The organism is Flavobacterium quisquiliarum, from assembly GCF_019308285.1.
In the GTDB taxonomy this organism is placed as follows: Bacteria; Bacteroidota; Bacteroidia; order Flavobacteriales; family Flavobacteriaceae; genus Flavobacterium; species Flavobacterium quisquiliarum.
The window spans coordinates 265119-279941 of record NZ_WWEM01000012.1 but is presented as its reverse complement, the minus strand read 5'-3'; the positions used below and the strand labels follow the sequence as shown (position 1 = coordinate 279941).

Annotated in this window: 16 protein-coding genes; 9 read left to right on the top strand and 7 right to left on the bottom strand. The window is 35.6% G+C overall.

The genetic code is table 11. The features are described 5' to 3' along the window. Genes GSY47_RS04945 through kaiC form a run of 3 tightly spaced genes read right to left on the bottom strand, consistent with a single transcriptional unit; the run spans position 1 to position 2276 of the window. Positions 1–300, bottom strand: coding sequence for a circadian clock KaiB family protein (locus GSY47_RS04945; protein ID WP_179003573.1), 300 nt, complete (start codon positions 298–300; stop codon positions 1–3). 3 nt (positions 301–303) lie between these two features. Beyond that, positions 304–597, bottom strand: a complete 294-nt coding sequence (locus tag GSY47_RS04940; RefSeq protein WP_179003574.1) for a circadian clock KaiB family protein — start codon at positions 595–597, stop codon at positions 304–306. A gap of 5 nt (positions 598–602) precedes the next feature. Then, complete coding sequence (gene kaiC / locus GSY47_RS04935) at positions 603–2276, bottom strand: circadian clock protein KaiC (protein ID WP_179003575.1); 1674 nt, start codon at positions 2274–2276, stop codon at positions 603–605. Between the two features lie 326 nt (positions 2277–2602). Here kaiC and GSY47_RS04930 point away from each other — a divergent pair, with 326 nt between their 5' ends. Further along, complete coding sequence (locus GSY47_RS04930; RefSeq protein WP_179003576.1) at positions 2603–3346, top strand: SDR family oxidoreductase; 744 nt, start codon at positions 2603–2605, stop codon at positions 3344–3346. A gap of 420 nt (positions 3347–3766) precedes the next feature. On the opposite strand, the gene GSY47_RS04925 is transcribed toward GSY47_RS04930, so the two are convergent. Then, positions 3767–3994 (bottom strand): hypothetical protein, encoded by a 228-nt coding sequence (locus GSY47_RS04925; protein ID WP_179003577.1) that lies wholly within the window; start codon positions 3992–3994, stop codon positions 3767–3769. A gap of 467 nt (positions 3995–4461) precedes the next feature. Between GSY47_RS04925 and GSY47_RS04920 the strand changes: the two genes are divergently transcribed. From GSY47_RS04920 to GSY47_RS04895, 6 genes are all read left to right on the top strand, one after another. Further along, positions 4462–4875, top strand: coding sequence for a cupin domain-containing protein (locus GSY47_RS04920; protein ID WP_179003578.1), 414 nt, complete (start codon positions 4462–4464; stop codon positions 4873–4875). A gap of 411 nt (positions 4876–5286) precedes the next feature. Then, positions 5287–6273: an alpha/beta fold hydrolase gene (locus tag GSY47_RS04915; RefSeq protein WP_179003579.1), complete on the top strand. Its 987-nt coding sequence runs from the start codon at positions 5287–5289 to the stop codon at positions 6271–6273. A 131-nt stretch (positions 6274–6404) separates the two neighbouring features. Continuing rightward, entirely contained in the window at positions 6405–6815 is a 411-nt protein-coding gene (locus GSY47_RS04910; RefSeq protein WP_179003580.1) for an organic hydroperoxide resistance protein, read from the top strand. Positions 6816–6936: 121 nt separating this feature from the next. After that, complete coding sequence (locus GSY47_RS04905) at positions 6937–7674, top strand: DUF1223 domain-containing protein (RefSeq protein WP_179003581.1); 738 nt, start codon at positions 6937–6939, stop codon at positions 7672–7674. Between the two features lie 510 nt (positions 7675–8184). Further along, the gene (locus tag GSY47_RS04900) at positions 8185–9204 is read left to right on the top strand and encodes a sensor histidine kinase (protein ID WP_179003582.1); all 1020 of its coding nucleotides are present in this window, start codon (positions 8185–8187) and stop codon (positions 9202–9204) included. Further along, positions 9185–9952: a LytR/AlgR family response regulator transcription factor gene (locus GSY47_RS04895; RefSeq protein WP_179003583.1), complete on the top strand. Its 768-nt coding sequence runs from the start codon at positions 9185–9187 to the stop codon at positions 9950–9952. The genes GSY47_RS04900 and GSY47_RS04895 overlap by 20 nt, the downstream gene beginning before the upstream one ends. A 206-nt stretch (positions 9953–10158) precedes the next feature. Here GSY47_RS04895 and GSY47_RS04890 read toward each other — a convergent pair whose 3' ends face one another. From GSY47_RS04890 to GSY47_RS04880, 3 genes are all read right to left on the bottom strand, one after another. Then, positions 10159–10557 (bottom strand): DoxX family protein, encoded by a 399-nt coding sequence (locus GSY47_RS04890; RefSeq protein ID WP_179003584.1) that lies wholly within the window; start codon positions 10555–10557, stop codon positions 10159–10161. 631 nt (positions 10558–11188) lie between these two features. Beyond that, positions 11189–12250: an NAD(P)H-dependent flavin oxidoreductase gene (locus GSY47_RS04885; protein ID WP_179003585.1), complete on the bottom strand. Its 1062-nt coding sequence runs from the start codon at positions 12248–12250 to the stop codon at positions 11189–11191. A 7-nt stretch (positions 12251–12257) separates the two neighbouring features. Continuing rightward, positions 12258–12632, bottom strand: coding sequence for a nuclear transport factor 2 family protein (locus GSY47_RS04880; protein WP_179003586.1), 375 nt, complete (start codon positions 12630–12632; stop codon positions 12258–12260). A 259-nt stretch (positions 12633–12891) separates the two neighbouring features. On the opposite strand from GSY47_RS04880, the gene GSY47_RS04875 reads away from it, so the two are divergent. Together GSY47_RS04875 and GSY47_RS04870 are read left to right on the top strand one after the other, a co-directional pair. Beyond that, positions 12892–13725: a universal stress protein gene (locus GSY47_RS04875; protein ID WP_179003587.1), complete on the top strand. Its 834-nt coding sequence runs from the start codon at positions 12892–12894 to the stop codon at positions 13723–13725. 34 nt (positions 13726–13759) lie between these two features. Beyond that, on the top strand, positions 13760–14803 hold the full coding sequence (locus GSY47_RS04870) for a beta-ketoacyl-ACP synthase III (RefSeq protein ID WP_179003588.1): 1044 nt from the start codon (positions 13760–13762) through the stop codon (positions 14801–14803). Positions 14804–14823: the final 20 nt, after the last annotated feature.

Sequence of the window (14823 nt, the reverse complement as noted above, 5' to 3'; positions counted from 1 at the left end):
TTACTGGCTTAAATTAAGTATATATAATACTTTTTCTTTGTCTGATAAATCGCCCAGAATAATCCTTTTGGGTTCTGGCTGTGTTTTTATCAATGTCGGAATGGCTACAATTTGATGAATTACAGCTTGTTCCTTATCACGACTGATATCAACAATCTCTAATTCATAATTGTTTTTAAGATAGGTATCGCAGATTTTGCGTAAGTTTTCGATTGCATGTCCTGATTTAACAGACATACCTGAAACAAAAAGTTTAAACTTATGTTTGGTTGTACTTGTGCCATCAGATGAATCTTCCATGATTTAAGATTTTATAGGTTTAATATTAAGACCTACAAGTACTCTCTCTTCATTAGAAAGGTCACCTATGATTTTACGGATAGGCTCAGGAAATTTGCGCACCAAAGTAGGTACGGCCAAAATCTGATCGCCTTCTGCCAATTGCGGATTCTTCAGCAAATCGATAATCTCGATGCTGTATTTTCCTTTTAAATGTTCCTCGGCATATTTCTTTATGTTTTCGAGCGCCTTGATCGATTTTGGCGTTTGCCCTGCGATATAAAGCAATAATTGCCATTCGGCTATTTCTTTTTTCATTTTGTTTACTTTTTCTTAGAAGACAGTTTTTCCTGCAATTCTTCTGTTGCTTTTAGGATACTCAGTTCTTCTTCTGCCGATTCAAATTCATTTCTTAAAGCTTCAATATTAGCTTCAAGAACTTTGCGTTTACGTTCAATTTCCCTATCTTTTCTGCTGATTTCGTTTTGAAGCTTAATGTCAGACATGGTTTTTTTGAATTGATAAGACTGTCTTGCGGCACCCGTTAAAATTCCCTGCGGTCCTAATTCTACATCTAGTAATTCGATTCCGTTACTGGTGATCACAAATTCTCTTACTTGGTTAGAATGTCCCATTCCGCGGGCTTTAATGATAAAAATACCACGGTTTCTTTCGCCAATTCCTTCCATATCGCGAACCGTAATCCAGGTATCGACCAACGATGAAACCGATTCTTCTGCCAGATCTGGTCTAAAATTATCCGTCTGTTTGTTCAGAGACGTAAACATGGCCGTAATATTATGGGCTTTCAGCATATCAATTAATCGAACAAGCATAGAGCGGACTTCATGTTCGCTTCCTACCGAAATCAGATTACTAATCGGATCAATGATAACAGTAGTAGGCTCAAACTCTTTGATTAATTTTCTAAGCGTAAGCAAATGCAGTTCCAGACCATTTAATGACGGACGGGAAGAATGAATTTGCAAAATGCCTTTCTTAATGTGTTTTTCCAGATCAATTCCGATTGATCTCATGTTGCGTACCAATTGATGCGGAGATTCTTCAAAAGCGAAATAAATTGTTCTTTCGTTCTTTTCGCATTGTTCATTGGCAAAATAACAGGCAACTGTTGTTTTAGCCGTTCCCGCAGTTCCAGAAACCAAAATGTTGCTGCCGCGATAAAAACCGCCGCCATGAAACATTTCGTTGAGTCCAGGAACACCTGTAGAAATAATATCTGAGGAAACTTCATTGTCCAATTTCAAAGAAGTAATTGGAAGTACCGAAATTCCATCTTCATCAATTAAAAACGGGTATTCGTTTGTTCCATGTGTTGAACCTCGGTATTTTACAATTCGAAGTCTTCTGGTCGAAACCTGTTCAATGACACGATGATCGAGAACGATTACACAGTCCGAAACATATTCTTCCAGACCTTGACGGGTTAAGGTTGCTTCACCTCGTTCTCCTGTAATTACGGCAGTTACGCCTTTGGTTTTTAGCCAATGAAATAATCTTCGTAATTCTGCTCGCAAAATAGCCTGATTGTCCAAACCAGCAAACAGCGATTCAATGGTATCCAATACAACACGAGTGGCTTTTATAGAATCGATGGCGTGTCCTAAACGAATAAATAAGCCGTCTAGATCATATTCGCCTGCTTCTTCAATTTCCGATCTTTCCACACGGACATGATCTACAACCAATTTTTTATCTTTTTTAAGCTGTTCCAAATCAAAGCCTAATGATTTAACATTTAGCGTAAGATCGTCCGAAGGTTCTTCAAAAGACATGAAAACTCCAGGTTCGTCATATTCTGTGATCCCTTTAATAAGGAATTGCATCGATAATAATGTTTTGCCGCATCCAGCGCCGCCGCAGATTAAGGTTGGTCGTCCTTGCGGAAATCCTCCTTCCGTAATCTCGTCTAATCCGTCGACTCCAGTAGGAGTTTTTGGAAATATAAAACTATGTGATTTTGTTTTCTCTTGCACGATAATAAATTTCTGTATTACTCAAATATACCTTTTTCTCCAGAATTTTCAATGAATTCTTATTAAGATTTAACAGGCGTTTAATGAAGTTTTAAAAATAAATTAAGAAAAATGAGTTATAAATCTGAATAAATCGAAGAATTTTAACTAAAAAAATAAAAAATGCGAACTCCATATTTAACATAAAAAACTAGCTTTTGCATAAAAATGATTTTTTGATGCCTTTTTAATGTTAAAATGCACTTCTGGTATACTCTATGATACTGGTTACAAAGTTATACCATTTTGAATTTACCTTTGTCTTATCAATTTAAAACACAAACAAAATGGACAATTTAAAAAATAAAGTGGCATTAATAACAGGCGGTAACAGTGGAATAGGATATGCCACAGCGCAACTATTGAAAGATCAAGGTGCAGAAGTAATTATTACAGGAAGAAGAAAAGACGCCATAGAAAAAGCAGCTTTAAATTTGGGTGTTAAGGCCATCACAGCAGATCAATCGAATATTTCGGATATCGAAAAACTGGCAGAAAAAGTAAAAACCGATTTCGGTTCGGTTGATATTTTGTTTGTTAATGCAGGAATTTCGGGCTTAGGAACAATTGAACAAACTACAGAAGAATTGTACGACAATATTATGAATGTGAATCTAAAGGGTGCTTTTTTCACTTTAAGTAAATTTATCCCGATTCTAAAAGATGGCGCCTCAGTGGTATTTTTGTCTTCGAATACTGCGAGCATGCCAGGGCCGGGCTCTTCGGTTTATTCGGCAAGTAAAACGGCCTTGAATTCGTTTATGAGATCGGCGGCTTTAGAATTAGCGCCCAGAAAGATTCGTGTCAATTCGGTTAGCCCAGGGCCGACACAAACTGAAGTCATGAACAAAGTAGGGTTAGACGAAGCGACCGTAAAAGCCATCATGGATGTTGTAGTAGAAAAAGTCCCGCTCAAACAAATGGGAAGAGCAGAAGATGTGGCTAGAATGGTTTCTTACCTGAGTAGTGAAGCTGCAGTGTTTATGACTGGAGCTGATGTTATTATGGATGGTGGGATGGTTTTAGCATAAATTAAAATCAGTTCTTAATTAAGCAAAAAGAAAAAGCGATCGGTTAGGTGATCGCTTTTTTTGTTTCAAATTAGTTTACTTTGAAAAAAAACTTCATTCAAGAATGATAAACTCAATATGCTCCAAAAACTACTCCATTTGAATTTACAGCATTCCCTTAATCCGTTTTGTTAATGTACGATAAATCGGATAGTATGGATTCAATTTTCTATGAAAAAGATGATAATTATTTTGATTCTAAATAATTTATGCTTTTGAGAGACCATTGTCAAAGTTTCAAACTTTGACAATGGTCTAGAAACTAAAAATAAAATGAAGTAAAGAGTATTTCTAAGGTATTTTCTCCAAATTAAAAAAACAAAACCCTCAATCTTTCTACAAGATTGAGGGTTTTTAATTTTTTCAAAAAAAAACAAATCTTTACTCCAAATCCAAATAAGGATTTAAAGTTTCGGCTAATTCATTCAGCCAGATAAAACTGTCTCGCAGTGTTTTTTCGGGAGTGAAGTTTTGATTGTTCATGACATTTAAAGCGAGATTGAAATTGACCATTCTTATGGCTCTTGCCATATCGAGAGGATCAATTCTGTCGTTGAAGAAATTCATCAGCCTAATTTCGGCTTCTTTTGAAAGGGTTTTGGTACTCATAACTCTGTAATTTAGGAAATATAAAACCCACGTAGCTTAGGTGTCCTACGCTTACAGAAGCGTTACGGTTGTTTCCAATGCCGCCACCATACCACATGGGCAAGAAGTTTTTTAAGTATCATATATCTGTAATTTAGGAATCGCAAATATATTAAAAAACAAGTTGCTTTTAATAAGATAAAAAGTAATACAATTCCTAAATAATAATATCCCAAAAATTTCCTTTTGAAAATGAGTGCCCTAGCCCTGATAGGAGCGGCATCCTTTTGTGTCCCGTTAAAAAACGGGACATAAAAGATATATCGGATAGCAGGAAATAGCTCCTTATAAAAAAACTACACCAAAAGCCCTGTCCACTTCATCCATCAATCTGTCCGTTTCGGCTATTTTCTGATTTCGTAAGAAGGGTTATCGAAATACTTTTGACGAAGAAATTAACAGAAAACAACTATTTAAAACTAGAAGTTATGGAAACGAAAAAACAAAAAACAGGAGTTATAATCGCAATTATTGTTTTAGGAATTATTGCCTTTTTGGTTCCGAATCAGATTGCAGCACAGACAGGTGTTAAACGTATCGATTTGCAAAAACATGATCTAAGTGTTCCGGGACGCGAAATGGTTCAGGCACGAATCGATTTTGACGGGCATTCGACTTTTGGGAAACATTCTCATCCAGGCGAAGAAGTGATTTATGTCGTTGAAGGTTCGCTGGAATATCAAATCGAAGATGAAAAGCCAGTGACTTTAAAAGCGGGCGAAGTACTTTTTATTCCGGCAGGCGTGGTGCATTCGGCTAAAAATAATACGAATACTAAAGCTTCGGAACTGGCGACTTATATCGTAGAAAAGGGAAAACCTATTTTGACTATGAAGAAATAGTTTCAAGGTGAAATGCGGGTAGTTTTTAACCGCAAAGAACGCAAAGGTTTTTCGCAAAGGACGCTAAGTTTTATTTGAGATAAATGTCTAGAGACTTTAAGTGCACAAAGCTTTGTGTTGAAGGTTTAGCCACAGATTAAATTGATTTTTACAGATTTTAATCTGTGGCAAAAAACAGCAAAGTTTGAAAGATAAAGCTTTGTGAACTTAAAAGAAACTTAGTTTCAACTCAAAATAACTTTGTGCTCTTTGCGAAAAAACTTTGTGAACTCTGCGATACAAAAACAAAGCCTGTCCATTTCACCCTCAACTTTGTCCACTTCACCTTTTTTTACCTTTTAAATCGAACATTGTCAAAATACCTTTGATGAATAAATTAACTGATAATCAACTAATCAAATAATAAAAATTATGAAAACACTATTCAATATTCTAATCGCTATTCTTTTTATGAATGCTTCATTTACTAATGCACAGACTTCACAACAAAAAACAATTGAAGTAAATAGTTCGCTTGGAACTTTAAAACAAATTAATGCCGGATTATTAAACGTGGGTTACACCGAAGCAGGGCCATCAAAAGGAACTCCTGTGATCTTGCTTCACGGCTGGCCTTATGATATTCACAGTTACAACGAAGTGGTTCCTATTTTGGTTTCAAAAGGCTATCACGTTTTTACGCCTTATTTACGCGGATTCGGGACAACGACTTTTTTATCGAAAGATACTTTTAGAAACGGTCAGCAGGCAGCTTTGGCGAGTGATATTATCGCTTTTATGGATGCGCTGAAAATCGATAAAGCCGTAATCGGCGGATTCGATTGGGGAGCGAGAACGGCTGTTGCGGTATCGGCGCTTTGGCCGGAACGTGTAAAAGGTTTGGTTTCTGTAAGTGGTTATATCGTAGTGAATTTGGAAGCGAACTTAAAACCGCTTTCGCCAACGGCTGAATTGGGCTGGTGGTATCAGTACTATTTCGCAACCGAAAGAGGAAAAGAAGGTTATACTCAAAACACTTACGATTTCAATAAACTAATCTGGAAAATCGCTTCTCCGTTATGGAATTTTGATAAAGCCACTTATGATCAAACCGCGCAGTCTTTTGACAATCCGGATCATGTAGCCATCGTAATTCACAATTACAGATGGAGACAATCTCTGGAAGCGGGTGAAACAAAATATGATAATCTGGAAAAACGTCTTGCTGTAAGACCTGTTATTAAAGTGCCAACGATTACAATTGGAAGCGATTTTGATGGCGCTTTCGCGGATGGAAAAGCATACGCAGATAAGTTCAAAGGAAAATATGAACACCGAGTTTTAAAAGGAATCGGACATAACGTGCCACAGGAAGATCCGAAATCATTTGCTCAGGCGATAATAGATGTATCTAAATAAATTCCAATTTTTTAAATCCCAAATTCCAAAATTGAATGGCAATTAGAATGTCAAAATTCAATATCAATTGCAATATCAAAAATCAATATCAATTAGAATAATTAAAAATCAACAATTTAAAATTTGAAAACATGAGTACAAAAGTTTTATACACAGGAAAAACACATACAACAGGCGGCAGAGAAGGAGCTTCTCAAAGTTCAGATGAACAATTGAATATTAAATTAAGTTCGCCAGGATCTTCGCGTCCGGGGACAAATCCGGAGCAGTTGTTTGCTGCGGGATGGTCGGCTTGTTTTATTGGGGCGCTGGGAATTGCAGCTTCGAAATTAGGAGTAAGACTTCCAGCTGAAACCGCTGTAGATGCCGAAGTAGATTTGTGTGTCGAAGAGGACGAATATTTTCTTCAGGCGCGCTTAAACATCAGTCTTCCGGGCTTGGATTTGGAAACTGCTGAAAAATTAGCGTCTCAGGCACATCAGACTTGTCCGTATTCTAAAGCGACAAGAGGAAATATAAACGTTGAGATTAATATTCTTTAATTTCTAAGTTGCTTAACCTGCGAGGTTTTCCAAACCTTGTAGGTTTAATTATAGGTTAAAATCTTAAAAAAAAGATACCTACAAGGTTTGGAAAACCTTGCAGGAGAGAAAATAGAAATATATGAAAAAGATAAAATTATTAACTGGTTTTTTAATGCTGTTTCTTTTGGTTGGAAATGGTGTTTTCAGTCAGAACGTAGAAAAAAAAGGTTTTGCGCTTTTGGAATTATATACTTCAGAAGGCTGTTCGAGCTGTCCGCCGGCAGACGAATTATTGGGTAAAATTCAGAACGAATATCGTGATAAAAATGTTTTTGTTTTGGCTTATCATGTAGATTATTGGGATAAACAGGGCTGGAAAGATATTTTCAGTAATGCCGATTTTACTAAAAGACAATACGATTACGCTCAGTTTATGGGAAAAGAACCAATTTATACGCCTCAGGTTATCATTAACGGAAAAGCAGATTATATCGGTTCTCAGGAAACGAGCCTTCGAAACGGAATTAAATCGGCTCTTTTGAAATCTGCTTTGGCTAATTTAAGTTTAGAAACTTCTCAAAATTCGAATATACTTTCAGTACTGTATCATGTGGAAAGTACTTCAAAAAATAGCCGTTTACTGATTGCCATTGTTCAGAAAGAAGCAAAAAGTAATGTTCGAAGAGGGGAGAATGCGAATCGGGTTTTATCGCATTATCAAATTGTACGTCAATTACAGTCGGTTAATTTGAATAAAGGCAAGAAAGGAACGGCAACAATTTCTCTTCCTAAAAATTATAATGCACAAGGTTTTGAAGTGATTGGCTTTGTTCAAGATGCGGATTCTGGTGTTATTTTGGGAGTTAAGAGAGTTTGATTTTTTTTCACGCAGATTTGAAAAGGATTTTAGCAGATGCGCGCAGATTTTTTTTAATCTCGCAATCCCGATAGCTATCGGGAGCAGAGGCGCAAAGTTTTTATTCTCATTTTTTGTCATTTCGGCTGAAAGGAGAAATCACACTCGGGATTCGACAAAGATTGGCGACATGCTTTGCGGAGTTTCTAGTGAGATTTCTCCTTCATCGAAATGACAAACTGTGCGGGTACTAGAACAAAAAAATCTGCGCGCATCTGCTAAAATACTATAATCCAGATAATTATCGGGAGTGTGAAATCTTTTCAATAAAACTATACTAAAAAATATACTCTCGCAGATTTGGGAGATTTAGCAGATAAAAAAATCTCCTAAATCTGCGAGAGAAATTTAAAAAGACTATTGTTTATTTAAATTAAGTGAAACGCCTTTAAACACAAAGTGAAATCCTATGTCTCTATGTGTTTAAAAAAAAATGAAAATAAAACTATCTTTGACTATTAAACTACAACTATGGAAAAACCAAAACGGTTTCAGGTTTCGCTCAAAGTGATTTGGGGAAGTTCGATTGCTCTGGCGGTTATGGCTTCGATTCCTAAATTATTTGATGCCGATTCTACACCTGGAGATATTATCATAAACTCTTCGATTACGCTGCTGTTTTCCCTTTTTATCTGGTATTACAACATTTACAGTTTACCCAAATTTTCCTCAAACCGAACGACTAAAAGCCTGTTTAACTGGAAACTTTTATTGAGTGTTGTTTTAGGGATTCTGTTAATGGTCATTCTGGTAATCGCGCATCAGGAACTTTTTCAAGTTTCGAAAATGGACGCACCCATTATGTTCGAACTTCGTGGAGTTTTGATTAATTTGATTGTGTATATGTTTCTGCATCTGCTTTTTCAAAACTATCAAACCCAGCAAATGGGAGTCGAATTAGAAAGAACAAAAGCCGTTAATCTTGGTGCTCAGTACGAATTGCTGAAACAGCAGATTAACCCGCATTTTCTTTTCAATAGTTTGAATACTTTGAAATCGATGGTAGATATGAACGACGAAAATAGTTCCGATTTTATCCTGAAATTATCTGATTTTTATCGTTTTACCTTAGAAAGCCGAAAATTGGATTTGATTCCACTTCGCGAAGAAATTCAGATTCTCGATTCGTATGTTTATCTGCTGAAAGCCCGTTTTGAAGACGGTTTTGTTTTAGAAAATGAAATAGACGAAAAACAGTATGAATCGGTTATTCCGCCTTTTGCTTTGCAGTTGTTGATTGAAAACTGTATCAAACACAATGTCGTTTCATTAGACAAACCTTTAAAAATTAAGCTTTACAGCGAAAATGATTTTCTGGTGATTGAAAACCCTATTCAGTTGAAGAGAGGCGCTATAGTTTCTACGGGCGTTGGATTGGATAATATTAATCAGCGTTTTATGCATTTGGTGCATAAAGAAATCGAAATTGATAAAAACGAAACCACTTTTAAAGTAAAAATACCACTCATTTATGACCATCGTAATAATTGAAGATGAAGTAAAAACGGCCAAAGCACTTGGCCAGCTTATTCTGAGTATCAGACCCGATGTTCAGATTTTGTCTTATATACAAAGTATTGACGGCGCTGTGAGTTATCTTTTAGAAAACGATCAGCCCGATTTGATTTTTATGGATATTCAGCTCGCAGACGGGCAATGTTTTGAGATTTTTAAAAATGTTGACGTGTTGTCGCCTGTTATTTTCTGCACTGCTTTTGACGATTATGCGATTGAAGCCTTTAAGTCAAATGGAATCGATTATGTTTTAAAACCGTTTTCCAGAGATAGCATTTCGCAAGCCTTAAAGAAAGCGGGCGAACTGAAAAACTTCTTTCAGCGCAATAAAAAAGCAATGCCCGATTTTGATTATTTGCTTACGCGAAATGGTGAAAACAGAGGCAAAAGCAGTTTCTTGGTTTTTAAAAACAATAAATATCAAACGGTTTTAACGGAAAATATCGCCTTTTTTTACATCAAAAATGAAACACCTACGATTATGACTTTGGATAAAAATGAATATCCGTTAACACAGTCTTTGGATGATATTCATAAGTTGTTATCGCCGATTCAGTTTTTCAGGGTCAACAGACAGTATTTGGTTAATTTTTCGGCTATTAGAGAAGCAGAACATTATTTCTCGAGAAAGATATTGGTGAAATTAAGTGTTCCATCGGAAGAAAAAATATTGGTTGGAAAAGAAAAAGCAACGGCATTTTTGAGTTGGTTAGAAAATAGATAACCAATTAATCTATAGATGATTCAAATAAATTAATTGGTTTAAAATTATAATCCAGGAAACATAAAACAGCTGATAAAAAACAAAGCTGATAAAATGAAACAGAGGATGAGAATGACTTTTTTCATTGGAAGTAATTAAGGTGAAATTAAATTTTATAAAAACGCCTAATAATTATTATTAGGCGTTTTTAATTTTTGATGCCTTCCTCAAAAGTTTACAGAAGACGTAGTATAAGTGGCAGTATATAACTTTCTATACATTGCGTAAGTAATGCTGACCATTACAAAGGCAACAATAGCATCAGTCGCTGCACCAAATCCTAAAACGGCTATTTTAGAAAAGAAAGCAAAAATGATGTCGAAAAATACGCCTGCGAAAACCCATTCTTTCAATCGTAATAATTTATTCGGAATTAAAAGTGTAATAACTCCTGCTACTTTAAAAACGCCTAAGATATAGATAAAATGTGCAGGATAACCCAATTGCTGTGTGATTCCCCAAACCAATGGATTATTTGTTAATTCGAAGAAACCGCTTGCGCCGAACCATAAAGAAGTTAATACTGCGCCTGTCCAATAGATAATTTTTGTTGTTTTTGAGTTCATGATTTTGATATTTAAAGTTATTTAACGGTACAAATGTGCGTTGAAAGCGATAAAAACGAAATCAGAAACTTGTTGAAACGGACAAACTTTGGAATGAACTGGACAGTACGAGGTGTGGCATTTTTAACGCAAAGAGCGCAAGGTTCTTTTTTATATAAATGCTGGAGATTTTTAAGTTCGCAAAGCTTTGTGGATAATGAGAACTTTGAATGTTTAATTTTTTTACCGCAAAGTACGCTAAGATTCTTTTTTATATAAATGCTGGAGATTTTTAAGTTCGCAAAGCTTTGTGGATAATGAGAACTTTGAATGTTTAATTTTTTTACCGCAAAGTGCGCTAAGTTTTTTTTATATAAATGCTGAAGATTTTAAGTTCGCAAAGTTCTCAGTAGACGTAATAAAGTTTTGTGGCTAATTTTTTTTTAATCTTGCGAAGTTATAAAGGTTAATTTCACGCAGATTTAAAATGATTTAAGCAGATCGGTGCAGATTTTAAATATTAAAATTAAATCTGCAAAATCTGCGTTAAACAAAATCTTTTACGACTCTAGATTATAAAAGACAAAGCTTTGCGAACTTAAAAACACAATCAAAGACAAAAAAAACTAGCGTACTTTGCGGTTAAAAAAAACTATGCAGACATTTCAGCAATTAAAGCTTGCATCAATTCGCTGGTTTTATGATATTTTAAGTTGCCTGTATTTTGTCCTGACCAAAAATTAACCAAATCAGTTCTTCCTTGGTTCAAAGCGGCTGTTTTTAAAGTGGCCATTAGTCGGGTTTGAAGCGGAAAAGGAAGTACTTCGGTTTCTACAGAAACATTCTCCGTAATTTTGTTAGGTATCATTCTGCCCATTCTTCCAGTCATTAATTTGGAAACTGTAGTTGTTGCATTTGGATGATTAAAAATGATTTCTTTATGAATGTCTAAAGCTGCAGATTCGTCGGTAACCATAAAAGCGGTTCCTAGCTGTACGGCATCGGCTCCTAAAGTCATAGCGGCTTTTATTCCTTTTGCATCGATAATTCCCCCAGCGGCAATTATTGGTGTTTTGGTTTTGGCTTTGAGCTGTTGTATCAATGTAAACAAGCCAGTAAAAGAATCTTGTGCAGGTTTTAGGAATGATGGTCTGTGTCCGCCGGCTTCAAATCCTGCGGCAACAATGGCATCGACTTCAGCATCTTCGAGAGCAAGCGCTTCTTCTAAAGTTGTGGCTGCGCCGATAGTTTTTATTCCTAACTTTTTACTTTCTTTCAGGATTTCTTTGGATGGAATTCCAAAAATAAAACTAAAAACAGCGGGCTTCAATTCGAATAGTACTTCTACTTGTTTTTCAAATTTTGAAGGAATAGCAGTAGAAAGATCAGGAAGCGGAATTCCTAATTCATCAAAATAAGGTTTAAAAAGCAGTTTGACTTTTTCCAGTTTTTCTGGTGCATAATTTTCGAGGCTTTTATCAGCGTCATTTACCCATAAATTGATATTATAAGGTTTGGAGGTTGCGAGTTGAATCTCTTTTCCAGCTTCGCGAATTTCATCTGGAGTTAAAGTATAAGCGCCAAAACTTCCTAATCCGCCCGAATTGCTTACGACAGCCAATAGAGAAGCAGTCGAGAAACCACCGCCCATTGGGCCTTGTAAAATTGGATATTCAATACCTAGTAATTTTGTTATTTTGGTGGAATTCCACATTGTATTTTTAATTTACTTTAGTGGCTAATTTATTGCTGATCACCCATTTTCCATCCACAACAATGAGACTTAACAGGTCATAATAATCAAATTCAAATATTGGTACCTGTACTTTTGCCACAGCTGTGTTATTGATGATATCTAAAGATAGGATTTTCATTTTAAATTCTTCTCCCAGTTCATGCGGACTTTTACGGTTTTTTACACCTTCTAAGTATTGATTAATGGTTTTAAAATGAGTGTCTCCTTTAATATCAAAACCAATGATTGCCTGTGGATGAAAAACACTTTGCAGCAAAGGAACATCTCCATTATAAATTCCGTTAAAATAATTTGTAAGCAAATCTGTGATTAGTGCTTCATTTACAGCAGAATTTTCCATGATTTTAGATTTTTAATAAGTGCTAAAGACGTAGTGTGACAGTCGTCTAAATTACTAATTTCTCTTCTATTTTTTTATATAATGCCGCTATATTAAACTTAATTAGCCGTTTTTAAAATAATAAACAAAAAGGCAAAGCCAGTATTTTCGGAAACGAAATTTTACGGTTGGGTCTTAAAAAATGATCTTTCAGTAATTTAAAAATTTAAACAAGTGTTTAATTAGCCAATTTTGCGAAAAAAAGTTTAATTACTATTATATGATTCCACAACTAACTATAATCGCCGCGACCAATTTTTCTGCAATTGCTAGCAATGCAGTAAATTATGCTGCAGGACTTGCCAAGACCACAGGAGCAAAATTAGTTTTATTTAATTCATTCTCTTTGAGTGTTCACAGCGCCAATTCGCATATTACAGCAGATGCGATGCAGAAGCAGATTGAAAAAGCAATTTCAAGATTGGAAACTTTAGCAAAAGAAATAGCTGATTCCTTTAAAATTGAAACGGAATCGATTTGCACCTATTCTTTTTTAGAAGACGAATTGCCTCGTATTATTGATGAAACGAAGGCAGATGTAGTGGTAATGGGAATGGCCGAACGTTCTTTTGAACAAGAATTATTAGGGAATTCAACAACTTCGGCCATCAAAAATCTGCATATTCCAGTATTGGCTGTTCCAGGAAAAGCACGTTTTCAAAATATTCAAAAAGTGCTTTATGCCTGTGATAGTTTAAGTTTTTCGGCAATTAAAAAATTCAGCTGGATCAAAAATACTTTGGGAGAGCTTGGAGCAGAAATTGAATTTTTCAGTGTAGATGAAAAATTGGACGATTTAAAAGAAGAACAGCACAGGATTTTGATGAATTCGAACATTGAAAAGGAGTTTGAAGACGTGAAATACCTTTATAAAACAGTAAGGTCAAATGCAGTTATTAACGAAATTAAGAAAGAAATTACGAATTATGAAGCAGATATCTTAATTATGGTGCCTCAAAAGTATGGTTTTTGGGATTCTTTGGTACATAAAAGTAAAACTAGAATATTAGCTGCAGGATTAGATATACCATTGTTGTCGTTTCCAAATTATTAGTGTTATTTTTGTATCCGTTAAAAAAACTAAAAACATGAATGCAGTAATAACAGCTATAGGTGGTTTTGTGCCATCATCAATCCTTACCAATAAAATGATTTCGGAGACTGTTGATACATCTGACGAATGGATTGTAAAAAGAACTGGAATTAAAGAACGAAGAATCGCAGACGACGATACGGCAACTTCTGATCTTGCCGCTGCTGCGATTGAAAACCTAATTGAAAATTATAATGTAGATCGTGGCGAAATTGAAGCTTTGCTTGTTGCAACAGCAACTCCCGATCACATTTTGGCGCCAACTGCCAGTATTGTTTGCGAGAAAAGCGGCCTTACAAATGCTTTTGGAATTGATATGAATGCAGCCTGCAGCGGATTTTTATACGCGCTGGAAATGGGAGCAAACATGATCGAAAGCGGCCGTTACAGCAAATTAATTATTGTTGGAGCAGACAAAATGAGTTCGATCGTAGATTATGAAGACCGTAATACTTGTATCCTTTTCGGAGATGGAGCAGGAGCGGTTTTACTAGAAAGAACAGAATCTGAAAATGGTTTAATGAAAACCATTTTGAAAACAGACGGAAGCGGTACCTCTTCTTTGGCTGTTCCAGCTGGAGGTTCAAGAAACCCAACTTCTATGCAGAGCTTATTGCACAGAACACATTATTTAAAACAAGACGGTGCTTTTGTATTTAAAAGAGCGGTGGCTTCAATGGGACAGGTTTCACAAGATGCTTTGGTAAAAAATGGATTACAGTCAGACGAAATTGACTGGGTAATTCCGCATCAGGCAAACTTAAGAATTATCAATGCCGTTGGAGAAAGTTTAAATATTGAGGCTTCTAAAGTAAAAGTAAATATCGAACGTTACGGAAATACCACTTCTGCAACAGTTCCGTTGTGTTTATGGGACTTTCAAGAAGATTTTAAAGAAGGTCAAAACTTATTGATTACCACTTTTGGCGCTGGATTTTCATGGGGAGCTACTTGTTTGAAATGGGGAGTGATGCGTGAAAAAAAAACAGTTCAAAAAACTAAAGATTCGAAAGCAGAAGAAGTTCTGGTGGCACACTAAATCGAGCTGAGCAGATTTTC

Bases quoted from the DNA above. Each gene is read 5' to 3' on its own strand.
- GSY47_RS04905 (WP_179003581.1), top strand. From the start codon at position 6,937: ATGAAAAAGATAAAATTATTAACTGGTTTTTTAATGCTGTTTCTTTTG.
- GSY47_RS04875 (WP_179003587.1), top strand. From the start codon at position 12,892: ATGATTCCACAACTAACTATAATCGCCGCGACCAATTTTTCTGCAATT.
- GSY47_RS04930 (WP_179003576.1), top strand. From the start codon at position 2,603: ATGGACAATTTAAAAAATAAAGTGGCATTAATAACAGGCGGTAACAGT.
- GSY47_RS04885 (WP_179003585.1), bottom strand. From the start codon at position 12,250: ATGTGGAATTCCACCAAAATAACAAAATTACTAGGTATTGAATATCCA.
- GSY47_RS04890 (WP_179003584.1), bottom strand. From the start codon at position 10,557: ATGAACTCAAAAACAACAAAAATTATCTATTGGACAGGCGCAGTATTA.
- GSY47_RS04945 (WP_179003573.1), bottom strand. From the start codon at position 300: ATGGAAGATTCATCTGATGGCACAAGTACAACCAAACATAAGTTTAAA.
- GSY47_RS04870 (WP_179003588.1), top strand. From the start codon at position 13,760: ATGAATGCAGTAATAACAGCTATAGGTGGTTTTGTGCCATCATCAATC.
- GSY47_RS04925 (WP_179003577.1), bottom strand. From the start codon at position 3,994: ATGAGTACCAAAACCCTTTCAAAAGAAGCCGAAATTAGGCTGATGAAT.
- GSY47_RS04940 (WP_179003574.1), bottom strand. From the start codon at position 597: ATGAAAAAAGAAATAGCCGAATGGCAATTATTGCTTTATATCGCAGGG.
- GSY47_RS04920 (WP_179003578.1), top strand. From the start codon at position 4,462: ATGGAAACGAAAAAACAAAAAACAGGAGTTATAATCGCAATTATTGTT.
- GSY47_RS04910 (WP_179003580.1), top strand. From the start codon at position 6,405: ATGAGTACAAAAGTTTTATACACAGGAAAAACACATACAACAGGCGGC.
- GSY47_RS04880 (WP_179003586.1), bottom strand. From the start codon at position 12,632: ATGGAAAATTCTGCTGTAAATGAAGCACTAATCACAGATTTGCTTACA.
- GSY47_RS04895 (WP_179003583.1), top strand. From the start codon at position 9,185: ATGACCATCGTAATAATTGAAGATGAAGTAAAAACGGCCAAAGCACTT.
- GSY47_RS04900 (WP_179003582.1), top strand. From the start codon at position 8,185: ATGGAAAAACCAAAACGGTTTCAGGTTTCGCTCAAAGTGATTTGGGGA.
- GSY47_RS04915 (WP_179003579.1), top strand. From the start codon at position 5,287: ATGAAAACACTATTCAATATTCTAATCGCTATTCTTTTTATGAATGCT.